Source organism: Fluoribacter dumoffii NY 23 (assembly GCF_000236165.1).
In the GTDB taxonomy this organism is placed as follows: Bacteria; Pseudomonadota; Gammaproteobacteria; order Legionellales; family Legionellaceae; genus Legionella; species Legionella dumoffii.
Window position 1 is genome coordinate 2,391,119 of the sequence record NZ_CM001373.1, and the last position, 26,546, is coordinate 2,417,664.

The window sequence follows — 26,546 nt, forward strand, 5'->3', positions numbered from 1 at the left end:
GTACTTTTTTACTCATTTACAAAATTTATGTTTCATATTGCATTGTATCAACCTGAAATTCCTCCAAATACAGGAAATATCATCCGCTTATGCGCCAATAGCGGAGCAAAATTGCATTTAATACATCCCCTGGGGTTTTCCTTAGAGGAAAAGGCATTAAGACGTGCTGGACTGGATTATCATGAATGGGCTTCTATTGCCCAATATGAAAATTGGGAAACATTTATTCACCAGCATCATCAGAAAAATATTTTTGCATTTAGCGCGAGAGCAAAAAAATGCTACTCGAAAGTTCACTACACCCCGGATGACGTTTTGTTATTTGGGCCAGAATCCAGAGGCTTACCGCAAGAGATTTTAAAAAAGTACCCTTCTCTATCCATCCCTATGAGGGAAAATAATCGAAGTTTAAATCTTTCCAATGCCGTTGCAGTTGTTTTATATGAAGCGTGGAGGCAATTTGATTTTGCATGTTAGGGCTGATGCAGATTATCAGCTGCATTTCTGGTTCAACCGGTGATTTTTCTTTATATGAAACATCCTTAATGCCCAGGTAATAGCCCTGTTGGTAGATAGTCTTATTGAACCTATATTCAAAAAAATGAAATTGAATTCATTTTAGATTTGACACGTGCGTCAAAAACAAATATATTCACGTTATGGATATTTAATGAATACAAATTCAAATGCCTCGATTTTTCAGTTTTATTGTCTTTGCAATTGCCATTATAATTCCCATTTCATCTTGCGATAGAAAAAACGATGAGAATTATTTACGTTTTTCCACATCAGCAGAATATCCACCATTTGAATATACAGAACATGGTGAAATCAAAGGTTTCGATATTGATTTGGCAAAATTGATTGCAAAGGAGCTCGGAAAGAATGCTGTGTTTGACAACATGCAATTCAGCACCGTTCTCCCCGCCTTGAGCTCCGGGCAAGATGATATTGCTATAGCGACAATTACCATCACCGATGCGAGAAGAGTCAATTTTGACTTTTCTGACCCCTATTACTTTGAAGGCATGGCATCAGTGTACCCAGCCAATCATCCGGTTAAATCAGCGGATCAACTTAAAGGAAAAAATGTAGCGGTACAGCTCGGCAGTATGATGGAGATTTGGTTACGACAAAAATATCCTCAAGTGCAAATTACTGCTTTTGATAACAACAATCAAACAATTGAGGCATTAGCTGCAGGACATGTGGATGTCATTTTGATGGATGAAGCCCAAGGCAAGATCTACAGCAAAAAACATGCAGGTCTTTCCTATTCTGTATTGGGCAAGTCAGATTATGGGTATGCGCTAGTCGTTAAAAAAGGGTCTCCATTACTCCCTCACATTAATAAAGCGTTACAAAAACTTAAGGCAACTGGAGAAATCCAGAAACTGCAAGATATCTGGCTTAAGGATTCATTATGAATAAATTCATCCAGGATTTAACTGTGGTGTTAAAGAAAGGGTTTGAGCCGTTTCGACATCCTTGGAGACATCCAGATCAGCGAATAAATCGTTGCATCAAGCATAAACATATATTGATTTAATAAGGAGGCTATGAATGACCCTTCCAATTTCCAATAAAAACCCTTTAGCAGAAATGACTCATACTTTGCCGTTTAGTGAAGTCAAAACCAATACCTTTGTGATTAATTTACAGCAGGCCCAATTTGATTTTGAAACTAACCTTGTGGCCGCAACCAATCCAAACGACGGAATCAGTACCTCCTCGAGTAAAAAATTAAGGCACTTTCTCACTGGAACCGAATTAAGCGCAGAAGAAGTGAGCATTGTCCTCAAGAACGCCAAAGCCCTGAAACAAACCCCATCACTCTATAGTCAAGCTTTGGAGAATAAAAGTCTGGCTATGATTTTCGAAAAACCTTCTTTCCGAACGCGCCTAAGTTTTGCAATGGCAATTCAGAGTATGGGCGGAATAGCCATTGAAAGTGTAGGTAATACAAGAAAACAGGAAACACCAGCCGATATGGCCAGAGTACTAAATGGGTATGCCCATTTTATTATGGTAAGAACCCATGCTGATGAGATTTTACAGGAAATGGCTGCTTATGCGAAAGTCCCTGTAATCAACGGTCTTTCAGCCTTACACCATCCTTGTCAGATTATGGCAGATTTATTAACTCTGTGGGAACAATTCGGTTCATTTGCAGGCCTCACCCTTGCCTATATCGGTGATGGGAATAACATTTTGCATAGTCTGATGCTGCTTGCGCCTCAATTAGGAATAACAATCAATTACTGTTGTCCTGCATCCCGTCAGCCTGATGCTTTAATTGTTGCGCAGGCACAAAGCAAAAAGCCAGGCATGATTTATAATTTTTCCAAACCTGAAACCGCAGTTAAAAATGTCGATGCAGTGTACACTGACGTATGGACTAGTATGGGCTTTGAAGATCAGGAAAACAATGAAGTTTTTCAGGGATTCCAGGTCAATGAGTCCTTAATGTCCCATGCAAAAAAAGAAGCGGTATTTATGCATTGCATGCCCATGGAACGGGGAAAAGAAGTATCCGTGACCTTACCGGATAGCCCTGCTTCTATAATTTTTAAGCAAAGTGAAAATAGAATGCATGTGCAGAAATCATTACTTCTATTTTTAAATTCATAGTTCTTGGTACTAGGGCCAAAACCTCTTTAAAATGGCGGCTGCGCTCAACCTATGGCCCTCCTATTCAAGTAAACCTCAATTTATTCAATACAGTCCTTCGTTGTAAATCAACTCTGCATTTTATATAGTTATACGGATTATCTGCTCTGAAAAACCAGATAAACCAAAACAAACTCGTCTCAAATTGCTCTTTATTTGAAAATAATTAGAACCAAAGCCTAAGTGTTATTCGTTTAAAATTTCGGAGAATTTAAATGCCTGGTCCTTATAATACCCAAATAATAGTAAATGTGTTCCGCTCGATTATTCAATTAGTAACACAACATCCAGCATTATTAGGTACACCTGGGGTTTTTCGGGTAGCGGGAGCAAAAGAGGAAACAGCAAAATTAATTGATCAACTCATTAGTGAACAGTTTAGTGTGAAGGTTTTAAGTGATTACGTTCTAAAAAAAGATAAAGTAATTACCGATCATCTCCATGACGTATTAGGAATGATCCCAGCCATTGTTAAAAATCGAACCCTTATCGATCCCCGAGATAACCTGCTGATTGATTTTTCTAAAAATTTGAACCTGTTATTAAACACCCAACAGACAAAAGACATTACAAAAGAAGCGAAGCAATTATTTGATAATTTTATTGATAAACTCTTACTTTCCAAGCGAGCCGATCATCAGCGTGCAGGAGAAATTCTCTATCATTACTGCTATTTAATGCATCAAGCGGGCCTATTTCAAGAAAGCAATCTCATGACGCCTCATAATCTTGCGATAATTATGGCTCCCAGGTTAACCCAGGATTTTGGACTCTTCCCGTCTACAGACCTTCTAAGCCTGAGTGGTTTTTTAAGTGAATTAACATCTGTATTGGAAAATTACATTATTGATGAAAAATGGGATCAAGAGTTTAAAGAACGTCATGCTGATAAATTGGAAAATTTGGCAAATACCAATCATTCGATTCGTGAACAATTGGAACATATGAGATCAGCTTCAAAAAAGATGGTGAGTGTTTCGATGAAAAACCTGCTGGACCAATCCTTGAATCTAAAAAACAAAATTGATGTTATAGAAAAACAACAACAAGACTCTTCAACTAAAAAGAAAGAGAAAAAAGAGTTAAGTAAACAGCTTAGGCGGCTCAAAGACGAACGTACTGAACTCAATTTGAAGATTTCTGCATTAACAGAAAAAATGCCGCTAATGAATCGAGGATATGATGAAGTACAAGAAGAAATCGATCTCATATCACTTTCAGAAGAGGGAGAAATTCAGGAAAAAAATAATGATGACAACAAAAAGGATCATCATTCAAGCCTGGTTCAATACCGTTTTTTTGAGACTAATACCAGTAAAAGCACTCCTTACTCTTTAGACCCGGCTCCTAAAAAAATGGAACAACCTGAAAGCTTGGAGGAAAGCCCTGCAAATGCTCCTCAAAATCACGCCATTTTTGATTACAAATAAATACTTTGCCTCCTCGGGTGCTGTTAAGAAACGCTTCAAGAGAGCATCGCCACTAGCGGGAGGCTAAAAAATTTACCTCCCCGGGAAAAAATTGGCTCTAATTAAAATCGGATTTACTGCACACCTAATTCTCAAAATGTAAAAAAAACATTGAATTATTTATTTTTTTTATTTATTTTGCTTTGGGTGCCATTTGGGCATCGCCAAATTTTTTTAACTAAGGGGTCATATAATGCGTAAATTATTGGGATCATTTCTGTTTATCCTGTTTACAACCTATGCAGCTCTAGCTAATAGTTACGGTGTTCACGAAGATCACCCTTATGATTTTGTCATGACAAAGGATATTTATAAGTTTTCAGAAATATATCAGATAAAATCACCTCAAAGAGAAACATATCCCGGTTCAATAAAAAAGAGCGCATTTCGAATCCGCACAAACTATGATTTATCCAATAAAGATGGATGGCAAGCTACAGGTATTACTCGAATCATTTCTTTAGGTTCTTTATATCCCTGGGCAAAGGAAATAGATATCTATGATACTCGCGGGGTGCAAATTGGTTTTATCGATGGAAATCTGGCAACCCTTGAGTCTGCTAAATTTACTATATATGACTATGATGAGTCAGGAAAAGCAACTGAGATTGGTTTTGCTTATGCAAATCCCACTTTTGACCGATTCGTCATTTTAGCCTCAGCAAACAACCCACATCCAATTGCTGAACTCAACAGAAATTTTGGCGATAAAACATGGAGCGTCTCTGTTCATTATCCTGAAAAAATTGATGATCGCATCATCCGAATTTTTGCAGGTTTTGTTATAGATTATGAAGACAAGTTCCTGGCATCTCCCGATGAATCAGATGATGATGAATTCATTGATTCTCCATCTAATTAAAATCTTATTCCAAGGTTGGGGTTTAACTACCCAGCCTTGCCCTGTTGTTTTAACCCCATACCCAACCCTTCAAGCTCATTCTTGACAAAGAAAGACTGAATTTTGAATTTGGTGTACTATTTAGAAAAATTCAATTTTTAATCTTTACTTATTAAGAAAAAAAGCTTTATGGTTAATAAAGAAAAATGGGAGAAATTATCTGATTTTATGGCGAAACTACAGGTCCATGAAACAGATCTCATTGAAAAATTCATCATCGGCAGCGGCAAAGGAGGACAGAAGCTACATAAAACTGCCTCAACCGTTTATTTAAAGCATATCCCTTCAGGCCTGGAAATTAAATGCCAGGAATCAAGAAGCCGGGAAGATAATCGATATTTTGCAAGAATAAGGCTTTGTGAAAAGTTACATTCCCAGGTAACTGATGAGAAAACCAAAGAACAACAAAAAAACGAAAAATTAAAACGCCAAAAGAAAAGGCGTTCAAGACGAGCCAAACAAAAAATTTTGGATGAAAAATCGAAACACAGCGAACTCAAAGCGTTGAGAAAAAAACCGGCATCTCACCATTAAGAATTGGCAACATCACCTCTACTCTTCTGATTGAACTAAATGCCTGCCCTCCAAATAATCAAAAATCACTCTGAAGAATGATTCATCACCCCCCTATTTTCTATTTTTACAGAAAGTTTGACAGACTATAAACAGACTTATCCACAGAAAATGTGAATAAGTTTAAGGTTGAGATTTCGTTTAGGAAGAAAGATAGCCCATGTAGATCAAGGATCTTTTGCAAGGTATGGGAAATTATGGCTTGGAACGGTCGGAATAAATATCCACAGAACTTGGATAACGTAAAGAATTAGACGTTGCTATCTTATACAAATAAAAAATAAAAAAACAGTCTTGACTCACACATTTTTAAAAATTTTGCGGTTATTTTCCCTAAGGTAAACAACCTGGAAAGAATTACCATTTTATTTTATAAGTTTCGCCTTCAACAATCTGGCTGGAAGGTTTTACTATTTTTTTAGAAAGCGCTTGATTTTTTATTAAGTAGATTAAATTTTCATCAATTGCTTGATGTTTTTTTGCAAAACCTTCTTCCTGACCCTGGTAGTTATCGAGCAGCTCCTTAAGTTTAGTATCATAGAGTTCTTTTAATACAGATAAGGTCTCATTGTGGGCTTTTTCATCCTCTGACTTTCCTTTAAAAAATAATCTTCCCCCCTGTGGAAGATAATTTTTAGGGGTCCTGATTTGATTGAGTTTAATGTGGATATACAAATCATTGAGTTGGCTCATTGCAATTAAAGGATTTTCATCGAGCATCGTCCCCAATTCTTTCTTAAATCTCACTGGATTTTTTAATATAGAATCTGCCTCGCTCATCTTGAGAAAATCTGCAGCTGCAGAAATATTGGTATGAGCCCCTGCTTTCAACAATTTCACGCATAATCCATAATAACGGCTTGATAAAGCCTGGTCTAATATAGTCTTTCCTTTTGCATCTTCTGTATTCAAATCTACTCGTTCCTTAAAAAGGAAATCACATATTTTTATCATTTTAATTTCATGATCTTGAGAATACCGGAACCTGGAGAATTCATTGAGTGCATGATGAAAGGGTGTTCTTCCTTCAGAATTTTTTTTGTGGAATAGCCTATTATCCCTGGATGCAATTTCCTGGATCATAGAAATATCACATACAGTCAAGGCAGAATGTAATATATTATTTCCTTCTACACTTTCGTAATCAACCCTCGCCCCCATATCTAACAGGAGAGCCAGGGCCTTGAAATCTCTTACTGCAATCGCATTAAATAGTGGAGGTTGCTTCATCTCACTTGGTGTATCAATTACTTTCTTATTATACTTCAGAATGCTTTTTATCATGTGCAATCTGTTTTCTGGGCTCGCATAAAAAACATAATGCAAGGCAGTATATCCGCGCTTATCTGTTAGATTTGTATCAGCCCCTCTCTTCAATAAAAAGTTAGTTAACCTTAAATCCCCATTTCCAATAGCCATCATCAAGGGGGTTCCATTATCATTGGTAATGGGGAGATTAATATCCATCCCGGCTTTTAAAAATTTTTTAACTAAACTTATACTTCCCAGACGAATAGCAAACTCGAACACTTCTTTACTTAAAAGCAGTTTCTCATGTTTCGCAATAATTTTTTTTAATGTGTCTTTATCTTTGCGGATCACTATTTCATTTAAAAGCTCTTTACTAATCTTTGCGCCTGAATCGAGTAATTTTTCGAAGGTATGCAATTTATGATTTTTATACGCTAAAACTATTGGGGATGCCCCACCCTTATCTGCCTCATTTATTTCAATCATATCAGTGGAAGTTAGGGCAGAGACTAACTCCGGACTTCCAAATTCAGCCGCATAATGGAAGGCTGTTTTTCCCTCATGGTCTTTCAGTTGTAGGACCTCCAGGGCATTTTTCTGATGAAGTAGAACTGTTAAGATTTTTCCCATTATGACCATGTTTCCGGATTCTGCAGCATAATGAAGAATCGTTTTCCCATCATAATCCTGAATTGATAAATCTGCTTTTTTAGCAATAAGTTCATCAATCATTATCATATTTTGCATTATTACTGCTAAATGAGCAGGGGTTTTACCCACAAAAATTGGCGGTGCCCCTTGTTTTATCTGTTCATCAATTCGAGACTCATTGGTTGATACTAACTCTTTTACCTCAGCAGGATCATTTGAATAAATTGCCGCTCTATGGAGGGGTAATTTCCCGTTTAAAGAATCAAGGCAGGCTTTAGTTCTCTTTAATAGTTTGTTCTCATTTACATGGGATAAGTCAATCCCTTGAATTTTCTTGTAAGAAGGGCTATCGAGCATCTCCAGAAATTTGCTTTTGTCTTCCAGGGTATCTCTATATCCATATAAGGAAATACCTTTTTTATTGTTTTCAATGACTTGCAGGGTGTTAAACATAGCTTCTTTAATAACAACTACGAGCTCATCATTGCTGTATAAATCAAACACATTAGGTTCAAAAAAGGTTGCTGGGGGTAATCCTTGTTGCATCAGCAGGATATTTAATAAATTATTGACAAAGGTCCTGCCATTTGCATCTTTAAAAGGATGCAATACTTCGTATTGGCGGATGTGTTTGGCTATCACTTCAAGTTTTTCATCCAGTGTTTTGGCGTTCTTGATTTCCCTATTATAGGATTGGGTTATTGCATCCAAAAAAAGATCAACATTTTTTCTTACAGCAAGAAAAAAATGAGTCGTGTTATTGTGCCCGCTCGCACTCATGTCTTCGTATATTTTTTTTGCGAGCTCAGGTATTTTTTCCGGGAGCAAACCTTCAAAATAGTCGAAGTCAAACCCAGGTCCAAAAGGTCCTTGCTTTCCAGGACCGAACTGCGCCCCCCCTTTAATAAGAAAAAACAGCTGGAGAAATTCTTCAATTCCTTTTATTGAGGCACGACTTGCAGGAATACCGAAGGAAACAGGCTCATCCGTCCTGGTTTCACCAGGACTTTTATCTTCTAGTTCTTCTACCTTTCTTCCACATTTTTTATGAATTTCCTTTATTAAACGAACACTTAATTCAAATTCTTCATCATCTTGATTTACTGCTAATGCAATGGAACATAAACTTTCTAACGCTGCATTAATTGAACCTCTTTCCCTGGATTCATAGCCTTGCCAGCCATGTTCTTTTGCCCAAAAACGCCCATCGACCAATAATCTCCATATTTGCTCAGGAGGGTAGGCCTTCAGAAAAATCAGCCCGGGTAAATTTGGCATAAAACACTCAAAAAGCGCGCACCATTATTTATAATAATAGCTCATTATGTTTTAAATATTTCCTGTTTTTTTTATTTTATGACATAATAGCTTGTTTTTAATTTCCTCTTGCTACTAAGGAAATTCTTGATTCAAGAAGAGGTAAATAAAGAGTTATTAAAGGATTCGCAAGTAGAGTTTCATTAAAAAAACGGTGCAGGTAAAAACTATTTCTAAAGAGGATTTTTACTATTTTCTTTAGAAGGCCCAGAACGGATTAAACAGAGTATTACTATGAGAGAAAAAGTTATCACTGGCAAAAAAATTATTTTTTCCCATTCGGTGGCAAAAGATCATTCAAAAAAACTATCCACTTTTATATCAGACAGGTTCTATTCTGTAAATCAAAGTCATAATAGTGCGATTGTTATCGGCTCAAGCCTTTCTCATCAAGATAAGGATATAGACGAAGATAGAATACTCGATAGTTCAGGGGTATGTGTTACAACAGATAAAACCGGAGTTATTAATGGCGCACGAGTAACCGTTAATGATGGTTTGGGGGGCGGAGCGGGCGATCCAGAAGAAGATAAAGAAATTCATAAAGTATCACATTGGTGTTGTGAAGCTTTTTTGGGCTCTGAGGAAAACATGGAAACAACATTAGCCTCAATTGGATCATCTACCTCTTCAAAGCATAAAGACTATGATGCTCATGCTTCAATGGCGGCTTTTACTTACAAACATGAGCAAGAAGGACATTATTCTGGCGAATTTGCCAATATAGGCGATGGCTTGATTGTCATTATGGACAAGCATCACAAGATCAAAAATTCTTTATGCGCGCGCCACATTTACCGAGGTTTTAATACCTGGACACCCTCATCAGTACAAATGTTTTCCTCAACTGCTAATAAAGATAATGTACTTATCAGGAAAACACTTGCATTAACTGAAGGTGATATTATTGTTTCAATGACGGATGGTATCTGGGGTGAATTGGCAACCCATTTAATTTCCGAAACAGAAGATTACCGGGATTTAAATCTGGATCAAAAATCCTTTGAAGACTTGCTTGGTGGATTGGGTGATGCTTCATACCCTTCCACATTCAGCATAGCGCAAATCATCACCAACTACGCCATGTCTCAAAGTTTTCGACGAAGACAAACCTTGGTAGAATTAATTTTTGAAATGGAACAACAGAATTTTCCTGAAAAATCTATAAAAACTGTCAGTGAAGCGTTGGCATACCTGGATAAAACAGGACAGCAAAAAACTGCAAATACCTTAAAAGATATCCTATTTCATCAAGGTTTAAATGACGGGGTCGTTTATTCCAACACTGTTGAAATTCCATTAGAATTTGTGATGCAGGATCTGAAAAAACGTACTGTTGGTGATTGTTCGACAATTAACGTCCATCGAGTTCCCTATCAACTGGACGAACTGATACGATGTTTTATAATCCATCCTCAAAAACGTCTGCTTCTACTCCCTAAACTTGAAATGGCCATCAAATCTGAGGCGAATTTGGATGAGGCATTTAAACGTCTTTCCAGGGAAGTAAAACAAACAGAAATTGATTCCAGTTTTTCTGAGCTCCATTTCAAACCCACATTCAAAAAAGAAGTTCTTGATAAAACGCACGCAGTCTTATTACACTATTATCGACTCTCCCCTCACCTGAGCAATAAAAAGCATTATCAACAATGCCTGACTCATGTTAAGGAATACCTGGCACAAGAAAATTCTTGGGAAAAAGATGAATTTCCATTGTTATTATCCCTATTAGACAGCAAACTTAAACCCCAAAAAGGAATTTTCCATACCTTCCTTGGCGTGAACCAGAAAAAACTGTATAAAGAATTCAGAAAACAGGTCGAATTGCAATTTTTGGGTGATGAATCCAACAATAAACAACAGCTAAAAAATGAACTTTAAGAGTAGAGTGCTTCCTGGAGGAGCGCTGTTTAATGGTACCGTATAAGCTATACTTGCTCATTATACCTATCATTTTTCACTGAATAGTTTTATGTCCCGAAAAATAATTCATATTGATATGGATTGCTTTTATGCAGCCATTGAGATAAGAGACAACCCTTTATTAAACAATAAACCTGTTGCCGTAGGCGGTTTAGCAAACCAACGCGGCGTCCTGTGCACGTGTAATTATATTGCTCGTCAATATGGGGTACATTCAGCAATGCCAACTGCTGTGGCACAGCGTTTATGCCCTGACTTAATTGTATTGCCGGTAAACATGCCTAAATATAAAGAGGTATCGCAATCAATAAACAGTATCTTTCGGCAATTTACTGATCTGGTAGAACCCTTATCCCTTGATGAAGCTTTTCTGGATGTCACGCATTCTTCCCATTGTCAAGGTAGTGCTACTTATATCGCGCAAGCGCTTCGAGAAACAATTGTTAAACAACACCAACTTACAGCATCTGCTGGCGTCGCACCTAACAAATTTCTAGCAAAAATAGCAAGTGCATGGAATAAACCTAATGGTTTATTCGTCATTACCCCCGAGCACGTAGAGCAATTTATTAAAACTCTTCCCGTCAATAAATTATTTGGGGTAGGAAAAGTCACTGCATCAAAACTAAATCAACTGAATATTTTTACTTGTAATGATTTACAGGAATATCCTTTGGAGTTTTTAATCAAACACTTTGGAAAAATGGGGCAACAATTGTTTTATCAGGCCCGGGGAATTGATAATCGCCCAGTGCAACCCAATCGCTTGCGCAAATCATTAAGCGTTGAAAAAACCTTCCAATACGATATTCATGATCCTCAAAAAGCGATGAGAGTAATCAGTGAGCTATATCAATCCTTAATTGTTAGAATCAAGGAAAATGCGGCCGATTTGTTGATAAAAAATCAGTTTATCAAGATAAAAATGAGTGATTTCAAATTAGTTTCAGCCGAAATTAAAAGCACCCAAATTAATTTGGAACGTTATAACGAATTATTTAAAAAAATTATTCCCCATGAATCCAAACCTATTCGACTTCTTGGGATAGGAGTTCATTTTGCCCTTCCTTTGGCAGATAAGGATTATCACCAGCCCTCCTTGTTTGAAATTGAATAATATTTTCGGTTTTTTCCTGGCAATAAATGATTTTTTTTCTTTCTCTTTCGCGTCAAAAATTTTTGCAATTATCCCATGGATTAATCTTGGAGTCTGGTTCGTAAAGCAGTTTTTTGAACCGGTATTTCGCGTTTAAATGCCTTGCCTCCCCAGACTTTAAAAGGCTGTATGAACAGCCCGATTCTCGTTGGTCTTGTCTTATGCTACAAAAGTGAGGTTGAACATAACCCCATTAGTGTAGAAATGATTTAAACTTAATCCATCACCGAGGGTCTGACCAGGTGCACGAGCCAGTTTGCTTTTACCCCAATCCGCAAACTCATAACCCACGCCAACTTGCCAATTTTGATTCAACTCTTTTTGGATTCCTGCACCTACGGTGTAGGTAAATGCTGTTTCGGTATGTGATTTAAAATTGGGGTTAGCCACAGCTTCAAAAATCTTGGGAGTATTGTCGAAAGAATGAGCATCGTTAAAACCAACACCCACACTGCCACTTACCCAAGGCATTACCATAAATCCCATCTCAGCCAATAATTTTGCTTTTAATGCCACATGGGTATGCTGGATTTTATAACTGTAGGTATAGTTATCAAATTCCGGATCGGCATCATCCCAAATATCACCAGTAAGGCGAGCATCAGTAGTTGCAGCAACCGCTATACCTAATTGCCCCAGAAATGTGGGCGTCAATGAGCGTTGCAAACCCAGGAATACCTCAAAATCAGCGAGAGCATTTGTATTGTTGTTCGCATCATAGGTTTTCTCAATTCCTTCTGCCAAATAAAAAGTCTGGGAATCCCCACCTGTTGGCCATACGGGGCCAATACTCAACGCAGCAACATAATTAAAAGGCGCAACAGGCTCCCCCATAGTTCCTGCTACTGCATCAGTACTTAAAATACCCGCGATTAATCCAAATAAATAAAACTTATTTCTCATTTAAACTCCTTGTCCACTTAAAATGATTAATTGATATAAAAAAACAGTAGATGTTTCACAAAAAAACCGATGATTAGTTCAGTGAAAGATGGAAATCTTCTACCATATCATGAGGAGAAAACCCATCCCTATATTTAAAATGTTCGCAAATATGTATGAGAATAATGTATTTTGCCTGGTGGTTTTTTTTCAGAGTCCAAGTGTGGGCTAAATCGGCGATTAGCTGTTGGCTGAAGGCAGCAGGTGATTGCCAAATTCGTGCATGCCATGCTCCTTTGGTGCTCAAAATTATCTGATCTCCCTGAATTTCGCTCCCTACGAGTTCACATTCAAATTGTTGATCAAAATAAATTAGCTTGCCTATCTGGTGCTCAGCAAAACCCGCAATACCCCGAAAAACTATATCGCTGCCTCGTAAGGTTATAATTAAATCTTCAGCATCGACTATGGGGAGAAAATCAGATATTGGTGCCCGTGAAGCATTTAAATCATTAAATTGCGCAACAACTCTATAAGCTTCCTGTTCATCATGCATCGTTTTATTCATAACCTCATCAATCCCTTTCTTAATAAATCCTGTATTACATTTTATTGGCGATATCTAAAATCATATATGCACCTGCTGTCGACAATGATTTATGAACCAAACGACAATTAAATCCTTTAAAAAAAGCGCTTACTCCATAGTTTTTGTATATTTGTGACGTAACTTCCCCAATTGAGTGCCTGGAGCCACTAGTACAAGCCTGTTGTTGGCTCTTGATTACATCAAGGGGTGTTGTTGCCAAAGCAACCGGGGCTGAAGCGGCTGTAGCCCAAAAAATCGTTGACAAGAATGATTGTTTCTCACGTTTCGACTTCATTGCATTATACGTCATAAACAAATAAAACCAACTGGGGAAAGCCTTCCCCTGCGTTGCGGCACTACCGGCAAAAAAGCCCGGCAATCCCCTTTTCTGATAAATATTTTGTGCTGCTTGCATAGGGGTGATGGGTTTTTCCTGATTCGCAACAGTTTTCATTTGTACTGTTTTGATATTTTCTATCGGACTAACGACAAGAGTATCAAAAGAACTCGCAATGGTTGCCTTGACTACACCTCCAACAATCATGGGATACTGCAGTTTATCTACCTCTTTCGGCATATGGGTTATCAATAAAGGCCGGTATATTACTTTTCCTTGTTGACGAATAACACAGGACAAAAAGCCCGTAGAGAAATGGTTTAAACTGGCACTTGCAAACTGCTTTGTTACGGAATAGGAACTCAGGGACAGGTTCGTTTGAATTGCTACTTTCAATCGCTCTGCTGGATGTCCTACTAATGTAGTCATTGCTGTGTAACCCATACTAAAGGAATATGCATCCCAAAGCGTCTTTTTTTCTTTTTTTTCCTGTGCCATTAAAACACCATCATCTCAAAACAAAAGGCGCGAATAATAGCATAGAGAACATTTTATGGACATCTCTTTCATAAATTTTCACGGCCAAGCTAGAAAAAAAGATCTGTGTCTCATTTATGATTAAAGATTTATATGTGGTAAATTCCGGGGACATTATTTAGTATTACTTATCTTCTTGATAATAAAAGAAATTAAAAAAAGCAGTCTTGTAAAAAAATAAGCAACTCCCTAAACGAGAATATTTTTCTTATTGTGATTTTATTACTACTGACAAAGGAAATTAGTGTAAAATGAATCGATTCATAATGGCAAATACTTTGTTTTTTGTGTTGAATCAGGCCCTTGCGGGTAATCCTGTCCTGTATTCTTTAGACAAACCTTTCCCCTCAAACATTTCCACACAAGGCGGAAGCGTCACGTCAACATATACTTTTACTAATAATCTTCCTTTTACTTTTAGAAAACCATTCCAGGTCACCCCGATCCTTTGTAGCTCTCCTAACCAGGAGTGCACGGCTACCGAAGCTGAATTTAAATACAAGGATCAATGTACAGGCAAAAAATTACAGCCTAAGGAAAGTTGCACCTACAGCATTACCCTGACGCCAAATAGCAGCGGCAGAAAAACTGTTCTACTGGCATATGGTGGATATGACAATAATGTGGTGCATGTTCAACCCGCATTAACAACCGATGCAACAACAAATCCAGCAGGTCTTCTAGGAACAACCAATTTCCCTTCTGCACAACCTTTACCAAGCCAGGGATTTACAAATACAAATTATACCGTGACCTTTACATTTACGAATTATGAGGCAACGACAACAAATTTTACCCAAAAAATCACTCTAAATAACAATCCAAACCATCCTAATTTTTCAATTACGAGTAACAGCTGTATTCCCTCAGGAACAACCGGATCGTTAGCAAGTGGTCAACAATGCAGTATTACCGGAGTTTTCAATTCACCTGCAAATGGCTCATTCACTTTAGCAGCTGAATTAATAGGTAACCTTAGTTCCAATACTCTCTCTACATCAATTACGGTACGGGATGTTTCATTTAACCAATTGATAGGTGTCGATTACAATCCTAACCACTATAGTAATAATTACCCCTTTAATTTTCACGATGTTTTTTATACCGGAACACTGAATAATCCGGCAGCCACAAATGTTTACGCAGAGCTGCAGCAACTGCAAAACGCTGGATTTACTACTGTTCGCTCATATCAAACAGAACCTTACAGCTGGATAGACCTTATTAAGCAGGCAAATGCTTTGGGAATGAAAGTCATTTATGAAGCTGTAATCCCTCAGCTTCCCCAAGATACCAATTACCCTGGATGTCCTTTAGGCGCTCAAAAATATATTCCTTGTGCAGCCGCTACCTTAAACACGGTCATTCAACAGGTTAGTCCGGAAGTATTCAACAATACTGTCATTCTTGTTTTAGCAGGACATGAAAATTATTGTAATGCAGGAGATACGGTCCCCCCATGCACGGGAACTTCAAATATTTCTTACCTCACGACTGCCGTGTCGATTTTGCGGGCAAACCTTGCTGCTCGAGGCATAACCACTCCTGTAGGCTCCGCAGTTCTTAGTGGGAATTTTGTCACCCCAAGTCCTGCAATTTCCGCTGACATGCAAACATTAATTAACTCATATTCTCCCACCGCGCCCTTAGCCTATGATCCTTACCCCTTTCAATTCGGCGTATCTCCCGCAACAGCCGCAATATGGACACCCCCATTAAGTTCAAGAGTGCAACCTACCAATTCTCTAGCTTGGGATTATATTAAGGTTGTAGGTTCAACAACCCCCCCGGCCTTACCTTTTGCTAATCCGCAACCATTTTATACGGCGGGTCGTGTCTTGCTGGCAGCAGAAACAGGATGGGCAACAGCCGGTACTACGACTGGATATGCATGCAATTCTCCGGGTCCATGCGCTCCATCCGTGGCAAATGCTTCTGCTTATTTCCAAACTCTTTATAAATTGGGCGCCAGCAATTTTTTGCAAACATCGGGATATAAAATGGGGGTTTTGGCATTTGAGGCTTACGATGAACCAACCAAGGCGGGTCCAACTGCAGAACAAAATTACGGGTTATTTAATGCAGGTTGTATGCAAAAAGCTGCGGGTCTGGTTCCCAATAATAAAATGGTGTCAGCGAGTGGATGCCAGGGTTATACCAAAGGTACCCTCTTAACCATCTTTGGGACAACACCGCCAACTCAACCATCATTTACAGTACAAATTACTTATTCCTCGGGGCAACATCCTGCGGTTAAAGCCTCAATCCCTGCTAATTCTGGCTTAGCCCCCAACATCAATTCCGTAACGCCATGGCCACAATTCCTAATCTATCAAGGAGCCAAAATTACTGTTTCTTCACCCACAAGCGGACAATCCTGTACCACTACAGCCACTGCAGTTACTGCGACCCCTCCTTATTCCATTACTTTCGGGCCAGTGACTTGCAAAAAGCCTCCACCAAGCAGCATGGGATGTTTTGGTCTGGGCTGTCAATTGTCGAACCCTTTTTAAGGGAACCTTGAGATAATGTCCGAGAAAGCACCTCAATTCTTCCTTACTTTTTTCTTATATCCCGTGGCATGTCCACGGGAATTATGAGGAGATTTTTTTCTTTCCTTTCATCCCTGTTTCACTGCACATTGTCAATGCAAATTAAAATCACTCTGTTCAAATTATTGACATATTACTGTGTTTTGGTGTAATATTTCGCCACCTTGTTTCAATGTGGAACACCAATAAAAGAGAGATACATCATGCAAACGAAATTTTATAAACCACAACCTATCCCTAAAACAAGCAAAGAAGCTTTTGCTTTATTAAGCGATCCTCATAATAATGATGTAGAGAATATGGGAAGAATTATATTTAATTTTAAACAATTAGTGAGTAAAGACGAAAGTGTTCTAACTTCTCATGCCCTTTCAAATTCCAGGATAAATGATAATCAAAAATTTATCGACGATCTCGATTCTCGCTTTGCCAGATTACAAAAAGCCATAATAGAAAAAAGGCTTTACCCTACTTTGTTCGGTGACGTGTGTAAGATTAAGGAAGACTTGCAAGTAATTTCAGCGTATTATCAATCCCAATTGAAAAAGGGACAGCCCATTGTTCAAACCTACTTGAGACAGGCCCAACATAAGAGTAGTCCACTTACAGCCTTGGCATCTGACGTTTCACATGGCAAACATCCAATACATGATAAAAAAGATACAGATCTTTTAACCAAATATATCGTTAATTATTGTGCAAACCACAACATGCAGGGAGCGATAAAGCAAATTTCGGAGATTGTCCAAAAACCTTATCTATTCGACCATAGCGACGATCCTAAATTCTCCTATCTCCAATAATATTTTAGAGAAAAGTACCTTAGGGTACTTTTCTCTTTGTCAAAGCCCTAATAGTAGTGATATCTTTTTTGCAAAAGGGATTACGGGGCAAATAAGCATGTTTAAAAAAAATTTCATAATTATTTTTTGTTGGACATTACTTGTTCCAGTGAAAATTGCCAATGCCGCTTTGGCAATAACAAAGCAAAAAATTGACAATATAGTTACTGAATTTATGCAGAATAATCATGTGCCCGGACTGGCCCTTGCAGTACTCCAAGATGGCAAGCCTTTTCTTATAAAAGGGTATGGCTATGCTCATATCGAAACAAATGATCCTGTTAATACCGAGACCTTATTTGGAATTGGGTCGGTTTCCAAAGTCATCACTGCTTTTGCGCTGATGACCTTAGTGCAGGAGGGTAAGATCAATCTGGATAACTCGATATTGGCCTATGTCCGCAAAGCACCACAGCAGTGGAGAAATGTTACTGTTCGAGAACTACTTTCCCACTCAAGTGGTATTCCCCAACATCAGGGACCCCATCTACCCTGGATGAAGGTATGGAATGAATTGGCTCAAAAACCCATGCAATTTCCACCAGGAACGGCAATAACCTATAATAATTTTGGTTATGCCCTACTAGGACGGATCATTGAAAATGTGAGCCATCAACCCTTAATCAATTATCTATCCCTTACTGTTTTTAATCCTTTGGGTATGGAACAGACCGGCATACCGGATTCTCTCTTGCCGCCAAATTTAGCAGCAGGATACAAATTTCACCAGGGAAAAATTGTCCCCAATCAGAATCAAAAACCCTGGAAACAAATGGGTGGATCAGGGGGAATCGTCTCAAACATTAGTGATATGGCAAAATGGGATAATGCTCTGTCTGCTGGAAAAATTTTGACCCCTGCAGCATACCGACAAATGTGGACCCCGGTTTTGTTAAAAAATGGAAAACCCGCCGGCCATAAAAATTGGGCGTGGGCTTTGGGATGGCAAATCACTTCTGTTAATGATAAACGCATTGCCTTTAAAAATGGCGGGATTAGAGGTTACAGCAGCTGGATTGAGCGTCATCTTGATGACAAAGTAAGTATTATCATCCTAACCAATACCAATCATGTACCGTTAAAACGACTTGCAAAACGTATTTTCAACCAGGTTATGGATGCACCAATAAAAAAGGATGGAGTGCCATCGAAGCAGAGTGTCTCTATTTAACCCTAGTGAGAGATAAGAGACTCAGCTGTAAACCAGCCCAATCACTCTTAAGAATTAAAACGTTTTGCCTCCAAATCCATAGTAGATATTAGGTGTCTGATGCTCATTTTTTTGCTTCATTTCATTCATAATCTGGATCGCCTGGTTTTTTTGTGCACTATAGTCGATCACGGCATGTCGAATTCGATGACTTGCTCCCACTTTTAATAATTGCGCATTACAAAAACTGGGATTTTCTATGAAGTCCCCTGCAAGCATGATTTTCTTACTTATAGATGAACCATCTAATTGTTCTTCTGAATTTTTTCTGATGCATTTAATCGCGCCGATAATGGAATGAGGCAATACCTGATAAGCTAAGGCTTCGTAAGCATGAAGTGGCCAACCCGCGCTGAAGGTCATTGAGGACTTAAAAAACTCATTAATATTTCGAGTTTGAACGGTCTGGAGTTCATTTAAATCAACAACTACTTCTGTAGTGTCAGTTGGGGTATTGGGTGTTCGTAACAAATTTACTTGTCCGCCCCCCAATTCACTATATTCGATTTTTGTAAAATCAGGAAGCGCAATGGCATAAATATAAGTATCTTCTATATTGAGTGGAAAAATTGCTGCACTCTCAGGCTTGGTACTCATGCAAATGCACACCGCAGGATCAGCATCTACAGCTTTATTGTCAATTCCTCGATTGTCGATATAACCTCGGGACTTAATTGCCTCTTTCCACCAATTGTTCCCAAATGCTTTAATTTTTGGAACAAAACCTTCTTTTAAAATATCTTTCGGCAATCTTGTATCCGAACGGAAGTAAACCCGGCCAGGTACATTGGAGTTATTTTCACTATCCAACATGTTGCTGTATGACATCAGATTTTCATAGGTTAGGTTATTTATGTTTAATCATTTCAAAATAATGTGCAGATTACTACTCCTAATAAAAATTTTTAATTGGTCATACCTAGGGATATTGCTTGACTTTTGAAATATATATTTACTTATTGAATAAAAAAAATCCTTCGATACAATTATCATTTTTTATTTCAGGCGATAATCATGGGATTTTATTTTAATACCTTCCGACAGCAACATGGCGATCAAGCATATAACGAAGGAAATTATGAGGAAGCGCTTAAACATTATGGAGAAGCGTTAAAAACTTTAAACTTGCATGCTGCATCCAAAGTTTTTTTACATATCGATTATTATGATGCCCTAGTTTATGTCCTCTCCGAAATTCTCTCTACTAAACTTATGATCATACGCCGAGAAGCCCAAGATTCGAACTTTAAGGCTGTCTCAAAATATTGGCAGGGAATTCTCAGCATGCTGTGTGAAATGGAACTAATTCATGAGGAACACCTGTCAGGCCTGTCTTACCCATATAGCAATAAGGATCAAGTGATTGTTGGTGTTCATAAAACGCTTGCTGCGGTTTGTGAGGACGTAAGCGATGAATTAGCGGATAGCCTGGATGAGGAAGAAGACAGCCCTCTCGAACAAAATATGCTCCCTTTAGCGATTGAATGGATGAGATTAGCCATTAGTTTTCAGCTAAAAACACAGAACAAACCCAAACTCTCGAGTAGCCTCGGTTTTCTAAATTTACTCGAGCTCCAATATAAAAAGGAGGGAAATACCGACTCACTTCAGGAAATGTCTGACTACATCAAGAATCATAAACTTCTGGAGATGACAATCGAGTCGTCCCTGAAAAAGCTTGAGTTGCTCAGTTACGTCATCCGAGTAGCACTTGTTCATCATAAAAATATCGATGCACTGACTTTAGAATGTCAAACACTTTATGCGACACTCGGGGAGGAAGATATAGAAAATCCTATCGTCGAGGATCTGCAAGAATTAATCAGTCTGGTACCTGAAAAAATTCAAGATGAAATGGGTGATCTTTTAGAAGAACCTGAAGCAGATAAAATAGACGAGCCCAATGAGATCTGTGTCCCGGCTGATATGGAGAAGGAAATAGAAGCTTCCATGGATTATGCACCCGAGTTTCTGGAGGGGGATACAATACCAGAGGGTGATGCAATACCGGAGACGGTTGAAAATCCTGCACCTGGGTTTCCAGACTTTTCTTCAGCATCCAGTCACAAAGTCAGCACAAGACTTAGTCTTTCATCAGTATGCACAAGTGTATCGCCCAACCCTTTTGGCGTTGTCTCTCAGCATGGTTTTTTTGCTCCTACTACTTCCCCCTCAACATCTTCAATAGACGAGTTAGCTCATGGTAGAGCCTTTGAGTTGGCATTAACAACTATAATAAAAGACTCAAGCAATCCAAAATTTTTAGCAAACTTGCTGTGTCTGATAGCAGATCATTTCTCCATATTTAAAGTGCAGGGGATTCAAAAAAGAAATGCGATCGTCATAGCTTTTGATTTATATCACCAGGTGATTAAAATCCATGCCACTCATGACAGAGCTATAGATAAAATAAAAAATTTGTTTACTGTGCACAGGGCATTGTTGGAGCCTTATCAATCCTTCAGCCATGCCCCCCCAAGCCCTGTTTTACAAAATATTACCCTATCGGAAACGAAAGCTCTTTTCTCTGATGCAATTGGAGAGTTAACGACACAATTGGAAAGTTTGCTAATGAATGATAAAGCCAAATTGCAAAACACAATAAACAACTTAATTGATTTTATAGGGAAACAATTGGACATTGGCACCATTACGGGTATCCCCTGTCCAGAAATAAAAAAACTTCTCGTTAAAACTTATAATGGGGAACTCGGAGATTCAGTACCCCCGGGAATAAGTACAATGAACATTTAACAGCACACCTCACTTTAGCATGGTTTTAATGAGGTAATTACGAGTTATTACTGTAGGCTTCAACTCTGTCTTTACCTGCTTTTTTTGCGGCATAAAGTGCATGGTCAGCAGCCTTTATTATCTCCTCTATGGAAGCCCCATCTTTAAGGGCTTCTGCTACCCCAATTGAAATGGTAACATTTTTCAAAAGGCTGCCCTTAAAATAAAGGGTTAGCGATTTTATCTTTTCGCGAAGCTCCTCCATTTTGTTCATGGCTTTATCTAAAGTGGTATTTAATAAAACAACTACAAATTCTTCTCCCCCGAAACGAACAGAAATATCGCTTTCCCGGAACGTATCTTTTAATAACTTCCCTATCGCTTTGAGTAATTCATCACCGGCTAAATGACTGTACGTATCATTAAAAATCTTGAAATTATCAATATCCAGCATCGCCACGCATAATGACTTTTTCTCACGGGCAATTCGAATCAATTCCCTTGATAAAATATCGTTTAAATATCTTCGATTATATAAATTGGTTAATGGATCATGCAAAGACAGTTCACTTAATGAAACACGCAGATTGATATTGGCAATAGCAAGCTTGACAATATTCCCAAAAGAATTGGCCATGTCTTGTTGATGTTGAGTTAACTTTTTGTCTTTTGCTGCAGTTAAATGGATCACTCCAATTAATTCATTTTGAACCATAAGGGGTAATGCCATATATCCGCCTTGAGGAGGCGACTGATAATGTGAACAAGGTACTGTTTTATGAGGATCATCAACTACGTGAGTTGTTGCTTCGCGGATTGCAAAACAGTCTATTGTGGGAAACATTTGCGGTAATATTTGCTCTTTACCCCACTGAACTACAGTTTCCATTTGATTGATTGTTTTATTATAAATCGATAAACCCCCACTTAAGTCGGGGAACAAATCCTGGGCAATTAAATTGATGCGGGGATAGGCTTCTTCAGCTGTAATACAAATTTGCAGAGAACGATTTAACTTATTTAACAAACTTTCATCATGCTCGAGTAATTTTAATTCATTTAAGGTTTCCATTGTTTTTTCATTCAACTGACGCATTTTTTCTTCATTCTGGACCCGATCACTTACATCCTTCATTTGAATAATAAAATTTAATGGTTCCCCCTGTTCATCTCGTATTAAAGTCGAGCTAACCATCCCCCAGATAATATTGCCGTCTTTTCGTATATAACGTTTTTCCATATGGGAAATACGCAGTTCCCCACTAAGAAGTTTGTTCATAGCATCTTTAGTCATGGCCAAATCATCTGGATAAGTAATTTCGAGCATGTTTTTGTTACGTAATTCGTCATCACTATAACCTAGTATTTCTTGCAGGGTACGATTGGCATGAATACACATTCCTGCAGGAGAAACAATAGCCATGCCTATGGGTGCATTTTCAATGGTATTGCGAAACCTTTCTTCACTGCGTCTTAAATCCGATAAAAGATTTGAGCTGTATACTTCCAGGTAAATGGATTTCATTAAAAATTGACTTAATTGATTCGTGGCATATACCAAAGTGAATAGAAAAAGGCATATCGCAACAAATAAGATCACGGAAAGAGAAGGAGTGATGGATGTCGATAAAAAAAGCAAGAGGACCCAAATAGGTAACATAAAAGCGACATAAGCACTATGCATTGTCAATAATTTAGCAGCAGGCGCTGCCAATAACCCAACAAGGTAAACAAAAATTGCCATGCGATGAATGGGATCGGCAACATAAATAAATAAAAGGCCTCCAAAACCCCATAAAATACCGGATTGCAAGTTATTCAATATAAAATATTTTTTCCAAAATGAGGAATTAAATGAACTATCCGTTGGGTTTTGGCGGTAATAATAAAATAAAAATAAACCTCGCAACACATGATTGAAGATAAACATGACCAGGACCCATATAATTATGGGAAGTTTCCGGGTTGTATTATTCCAAATGATCGCAGCATAGAGAAAAGTTGCTACAAAATCAGCAATTATTAAAATGTAATAATGTTTATATGACTGGACTATGAGCTTTTGTTCTATTTGTTCACCCGTCACGCCCGGGAATTCCATTAAAAATATCCCTTAACTAAATTTCTTAATATTTAAATATAGTATTGATTAAAGAAAAACACCAAAATTGAATCGCGACTTCTTTACAGTTTTGTTATATAAATTGACGATTATGAAATAATAAATTATTTTATAGCATAAAAAAACGGAATGCTTGCTCTGAACATGTGTGTTACAGCATTCTCTAATTCACCTTTATAGGGAGCACGTATGTTAAGTAAACTGATGAAACTTGCAAAATTTAAAGAGGGATTATTTAAAGAAATGGAAGGTGGCTTCAGGCCAGTTCAAGAACCTGAGACACTATTTGTTATTTGCTCTGATTCACGCCTGGTGCCAAACAAAGAGCCCGGAAATTTATTTTTCATTCGCAATGTAGGGAATATCATTCCCCCTTCCGGCGTTGGTTCAAGTGAAGCAGCAGCACTCATGTTTGCTTTGAACAAACTCCCCAGTATAAAAGATATTATTATTTGCGGCCATTCTCATTGTGGCGCCATGGAGGGTTTATTAACCCCCAGTGTGAATGAACTCATTCCTGAATTAGGCTCCTGGCTTAAACATTCACATTCTGTATTAGAAAAAATTAATGGGGCCAAAGACTCTAAGGATAAGGATTTTCATTTAAAAGTAAGAAAAGCAACTATGTTGAACGTCCTGGCACAGATGGAGCATTTAAAATCTTATCCGCTCATTGCTAAAAAATTGGAACGAAATGAACTCACTATTCATGGCTGGTTTTATGATTTGCAACGAAGTGAGATCCTGGTATATGAACCGGAGCTTGATGAATTTTTATCGTTGGAAAAAGCATTGGATTATGCCGTATCTTCCCGGCGCGATAAAATTATTGAGCAGATAGCAATGAATTATTTGGAACCATTCACCTATCCGCAGACAGCGGAAGAGTACAAGCAGTTACTGCAATTATTTTTACTGCTGGAACGTGATATAAAACCCCTTTGGTCAACAATAAAATCCGCGCTTACTGAAGAACTATGGAAGGAATTAGGTGAGTTATATTCCAGCAAGGACGATCCTGAGTTCAATGAAATGCTGGAGCAGGGAATTCATTTCAAACTCACTCATCTAAAAGCTTTTCAAAAAAATTTACAGGAATCTGAGGGGTATCGGAAATATATGGGAGGAGTTATCCGCCATTCCTTCTTTACTCCCTCTATTCCTAAACTCATTCCGGAATCCTCAGGTAATTGTTTCAATTTTACGTGCTAATGAATAAGACCAGAGTGTCCTGGTCTTATTCCTGTAGTTATGAGCGGCGCTTACCCGAAAGATAAATATCTATTTAATTTACAAAATAAAATTTTTAGGCTACATAATATTAAAAGGGAAATTTCAATAAGAATACTCATGAAAAAATGGACTGGTTTCTTCATTGTTTTGGTGGCACTCATCCTTGTGGCTTATTATGCCATTGGTTTTTCAATTAAAAGCACCTTAAACAAGAATATAAATTCAATACCAAAATCTTCCGCTTTTAATGTTCATTTGCATCAATACCACTGCGGCTGGTTTTCATCAAAGGCCATCTTGTCAATCAAAATGCATATTCCTGCGCAAACCATAACCGATAAAAATGGGCAACCCCAAACAGAGCCTCCAGCAGATTTTGATATAGATATTCCACTCCTCATTAAACATGGGCCATTTATATTTACAAATTACGGCATTCGTTTTGGAGTGGGGTTGATTACAACGCAACCTGAAACACATTATGAGGCATTTATTAATTACCTAAACAGAACGCTGTTTCGTTATACACTGCCTTCCTTGGCCATAGAAGGTAAGATTGGAGAAAATGAAGGGGACTTTCAACTCGCATGGCAGGGACTAACTTCATTGCTCAGTGTTTCCTCAAACCTTGATCTTGTTGATGGAAACTTTCAATTAGCAGGATTAAACGGAGCTGCTAACAACCCATCCAAACCTCAGAATAACGTGACTTTTAAAATTGGTGCAATTGACTATGATTTTAAACTAAAACGTTATCAGGACTGGTTATGGACAGGGCACTCGCACTTTAATTCTAATGCAATAGCAATCAGTATAGCGGGTAATAAGTTATTCGAACTGTCTGGACTTAATTTTCTGGCACGTTCTGATATTAATCATGGGGTAATGGACATTCATTTTAAACTGTCTTTGCAAAAATTGTTTACCAATAACCACAATTATGGACCAGGAACGCTCCATTTGAGTATAAGGAATTTGGACCCCAATATTGCAGCGAAAATTAATCAGCAAGAATTCAGCATGATCCAAAATAACAGTGATCCCAATATGATCACACTGTCCTTCATGAGTGAGCTGCCGCAACTCCTTGCCAAGGGAGCAATGATAGAACTTTCAGAAATGAATCTGGATGTGCCTGATGGAAAAATTACAGGTAACTTTAAAATAGCAGTACCGGAAAATGAAAGTAATGATTTATCGCAAATTATACAAAAAATATATGGTGAAGGAACCTTTAGGGCACCGATGGCAACGGTCAAGGCCATTGCCAAAGCATTATTGGAAAATGAGTCTCCTAATAATGAACAATCTAATGACAATGAACAAACTAATCCCGTATCTTCACCTGCATCGATTACCCAATCTGAGCAAACTTCAATGGATTCAGATAATAATACGGCGAAAAATGCAGACACACTAGTCCAGGATTTAGTAAGTAAAGGGCTCTTAAAGACTGAAGGTAATGATTATGTAGTGTCATTCAAAATTGAAAACCAGAAGATTATTATTAATGGACAGGTTTTTAATTCTGAGATGTTGCAATAAATTCCACTTATTGATGGTAGTAAATAAAAGCCCATAGTTTAAATTACTAT

General features: G+C 38.0%; 20 protein-coding genes. 14 read left to right on the plus strand and 6 right to left on the minus strand.

The features are described 5' to 3' along the window. The first annotated feature begins 27 nt into the window (after positions 1 to 27). The 6 genes from KYQ_RS10780 to KYQ_RS10810 all read left to right on the plus strand — a co-directional run bounded on the left by KYQ_RS10780 (position 28) and on the right by KYQ_RS10810 (position 5,574). Complete coding sequence (locus tag KYQ_RS10780; RefSeq protein WP_010654280.1) at positions 28 to 477, plus strand: tRNA (cytidine(34)-2'-O)-methyltransferase; 450 nt, start codon at positions 28 to 30, stop codon at positions 475 to 477. 209 nt (positions 478 to 686) lie between these two features. Beyond that, positions 687 to 1,427, plus strand: coding sequence for a substrate-binding periplasmic protein (locus KYQ_RS10785; protein WP_010654281.1), 741 nt, complete (start codon positions 687 to 689; stop codon positions 1,425 to 1,427). A gap of 136 nt (positions 1,428 to 1,563) precedes the next feature. After that, positions 1,564 to 2,631, plus strand: a complete 1,068-nt coding sequence (gene argF / locus KYQ_RS10795; RefSeq protein WP_010654282.1) for an ornithine carbamoyltransferase — start codon at positions 1,564 to 1,566, stop codon at positions 2,629 to 2,631. A 254-nt stretch (positions 2,632 to 2,885) separates the two neighbouring features. Then, a complete protein-coding gene (locus KYQ_RS10800) occupies positions 2,886 to 4,100 on the plus strand; it encodes a Rho GTPase-activating protein (RefSeq protein ID WP_010654283.1) in 1,215 nt (404 codons plus the stop codon). 232 nt (positions 4,101 to 4,332) lie between these two features. Further along, entirely contained in the window at positions 4,333 to 5,001 is a 669-nt protein-coding gene (locus KYQ_RS10805; protein WP_010654284.1) for a hypothetical protein, read from the plus strand. Between the two features lie 168 nt (positions 5,002 to 5,169). Next, the gene (locus KYQ_RS10810; protein WP_010654285.1) at positions 5,170 to 5,574 is read left to right on the plus strand and encodes a peptide chain release factor family protein; all 405 of its coding nucleotides are present in this window, start codon (positions 5,170 to 5,172) and stop codon (positions 5,572 to 5,574) included. Positions 5,575 to 5,970: 396 nt separating this feature from the next. Here the strand turns inward: KYQ_RS10810 and ankX are convergent, their stop codons facing one another. Next, complete coding sequence (gene ankX, locus KYQ_RS10815; RefSeq protein ID WP_010654286.1) at positions 5,971 to 8,793, minus strand: Dot/Icm T4SS effector AnkN/AnkX/LegA8; 2,823 nt, start codon at positions 8,791 to 8,793, stop codon at positions 5,971 to 5,973. Positions 8,794 to 9,066: 273 nt separating this feature from the next. Between ankX and KYQ_RS10820 the strand changes: the two genes are divergently transcribed. After that, entirely contained in the window at positions 9,067 to 10,716 is a 1,650-nt protein-coding gene (locus KYQ_RS10820) for a hypothetical protein (protein ID WP_010654287.1), read from the plus strand. Positions 10,717 to 10,807: 91 nt separating this feature from the next. Next, positions 10,808 to 11,875 (plus strand): DNA polymerase IV, encoded by a 1,068-nt coding sequence (gene dinB, locus KYQ_RS10825; RefSeq protein WP_010654288.1) that lies wholly within the window; start codon positions 10,808 to 10,810, stop codon positions 11,873 to 11,875. Positions 11,876 to 12,073: 198 nt separating this feature from the next. On the opposite strand, the gene KYQ_RS10830 is transcribed toward dinB, so the two are convergent. The 3 genes from KYQ_RS10830 to KYQ_RS10840 form a co-directional block, all read right to left on the minus strand. Next, positions 12,074 to 12,817: an outer membrane protein gene (locus tag KYQ_RS10830; RefSeq protein ID WP_010654289.1), complete on the minus strand. Its 744-nt coding sequence runs from the start codon at positions 12,815 to 12,817 to the stop codon at positions 12,074 to 12,076. Positions 12,818 to 12,890: 73 nt separating this feature from the next. After that, entirely contained in the window at positions 12,891 to 13,364 is a 474-nt protein-coding gene (locus tag KYQ_RS10835; RefSeq protein ID WP_010654290.1) for a hypothetical protein, read from the minus strand. 34 nt (positions 13,365 to 13,398) lie between these two features. After that, positions 13,399 to 14,220, minus strand: coding sequence for an MC/SLC25 family protein (locus tag KYQ_RS10840; RefSeq protein ID WP_010654291.1), 822 nt, complete (start codon positions 14,218 to 14,220; stop codon positions 13,399 to 13,401). Positions 14,221 to 14,510: 290 nt separating this feature from the next. On the opposite strand from KYQ_RS10840, the gene KYQ_RS10845 reads away from it, so the two are divergent. The 3 genes from KYQ_RS10845 (at position 14,511) to KYQ_RS10855 (ending at position 18,824) form a co-directional block, all read left to right on the plus strand. Then, positions 14,511 to 16,772, plus strand: a complete 2,262-nt coding sequence (locus tag KYQ_RS10845; protein ID WP_010654292.1) for a hypothetical protein — start codon at positions 14,511 to 14,513, stop codon at positions 16,770 to 16,772. Positions 16,773 to 17,014: 242 nt separating this feature from the next. Then, entirely contained in the window at positions 17,015 to 17,614 is a 600-nt protein-coding gene (locus tag KYQ_RS10850) for a hypothetical protein (protein WP_010654293.1), read from the plus strand. Positions 17,615 to 17,711: 97 nt separating this feature from the next. Next, positions 17,712 to 18,824 (plus strand): serine hydrolase domain-containing protein, encoded by a 1,113-nt coding sequence (locus KYQ_RS10855; RefSeq protein ID WP_010654294.1) that lies wholly within the window; start codon positions 17,712 to 17,714, stop codon positions 18,822 to 18,824. A gap of 54 nt (positions 18,825 to 18,878) precedes the next feature. On the opposite strand, the gene KYQ_RS10860 is transcribed toward KYQ_RS10855, so the two are convergent. After that, complete coding sequence (locus KYQ_RS10860) at positions 18,879 to 19,691, minus strand: hypothetical protein (protein ID WP_010654295.1); 813 nt, start codon at positions 19,689 to 19,691, stop codon at positions 18,879 to 18,881. A 186-nt stretch (positions 19,692 to 19,877) separates the two neighbouring features. On the opposite strand from KYQ_RS10860, the gene KYQ_RS10865 reads away from it, so the two are divergent. After that, positions 19,878 to 21,617 carry a hypothetical protein gene (locus KYQ_RS10865; protein WP_010654296.1) on the plus strand — a complete coding sequence of 580 codons (1,740 nt, stop codon included), beginning with the start codon at positions 19,878 to 19,880 and terminating at the stop codon, positions 21,615 to 21,617. A 37-nt stretch (positions 21,618 to 21,654) separates the two neighbouring features. Here the strand turns inward: KYQ_RS10865 and KYQ_RS10870 are convergent, their stop codons facing one another. Next, entirely contained in the window at positions 21,655 to 23,697 is a 2,043-nt protein-coding gene (locus KYQ_RS10870) for a GGDEF domain-containing protein (RefSeq protein WP_010654297.1), read from the minus strand. A gap of 210 nt (positions 23,698 to 23,907) precedes the next feature. Between KYQ_RS10870 and KYQ_RS10875 the strand changes: the two genes are divergently transcribed. Together KYQ_RS10875 and KYQ_RS10880 are read left to right on the plus strand one after the other, a co-directional pair. After that, entirely contained in the window at positions 23,908 to 24,930 is a 1,023-nt protein-coding gene (locus KYQ_RS10875; protein ID WP_010654298.1) for a carbonic anhydrase, read from the plus strand. A gap of 138 nt (positions 24,931 to 25,068) precedes the next feature. Next, the gene (locus KYQ_RS10880) at positions 25,069 to 26,496 is read left to right on the plus strand and encodes a YdgA family protein (RefSeq protein ID WP_010654299.1); all 1,428 of its coding nucleotides are present in this window, start codon (positions 25,069 to 25,071) and stop codon (positions 26,494 to 26,496) included. The last annotated feature ends 50 nt before the right edge of the window (positions 26,497 to 26,546 follow it).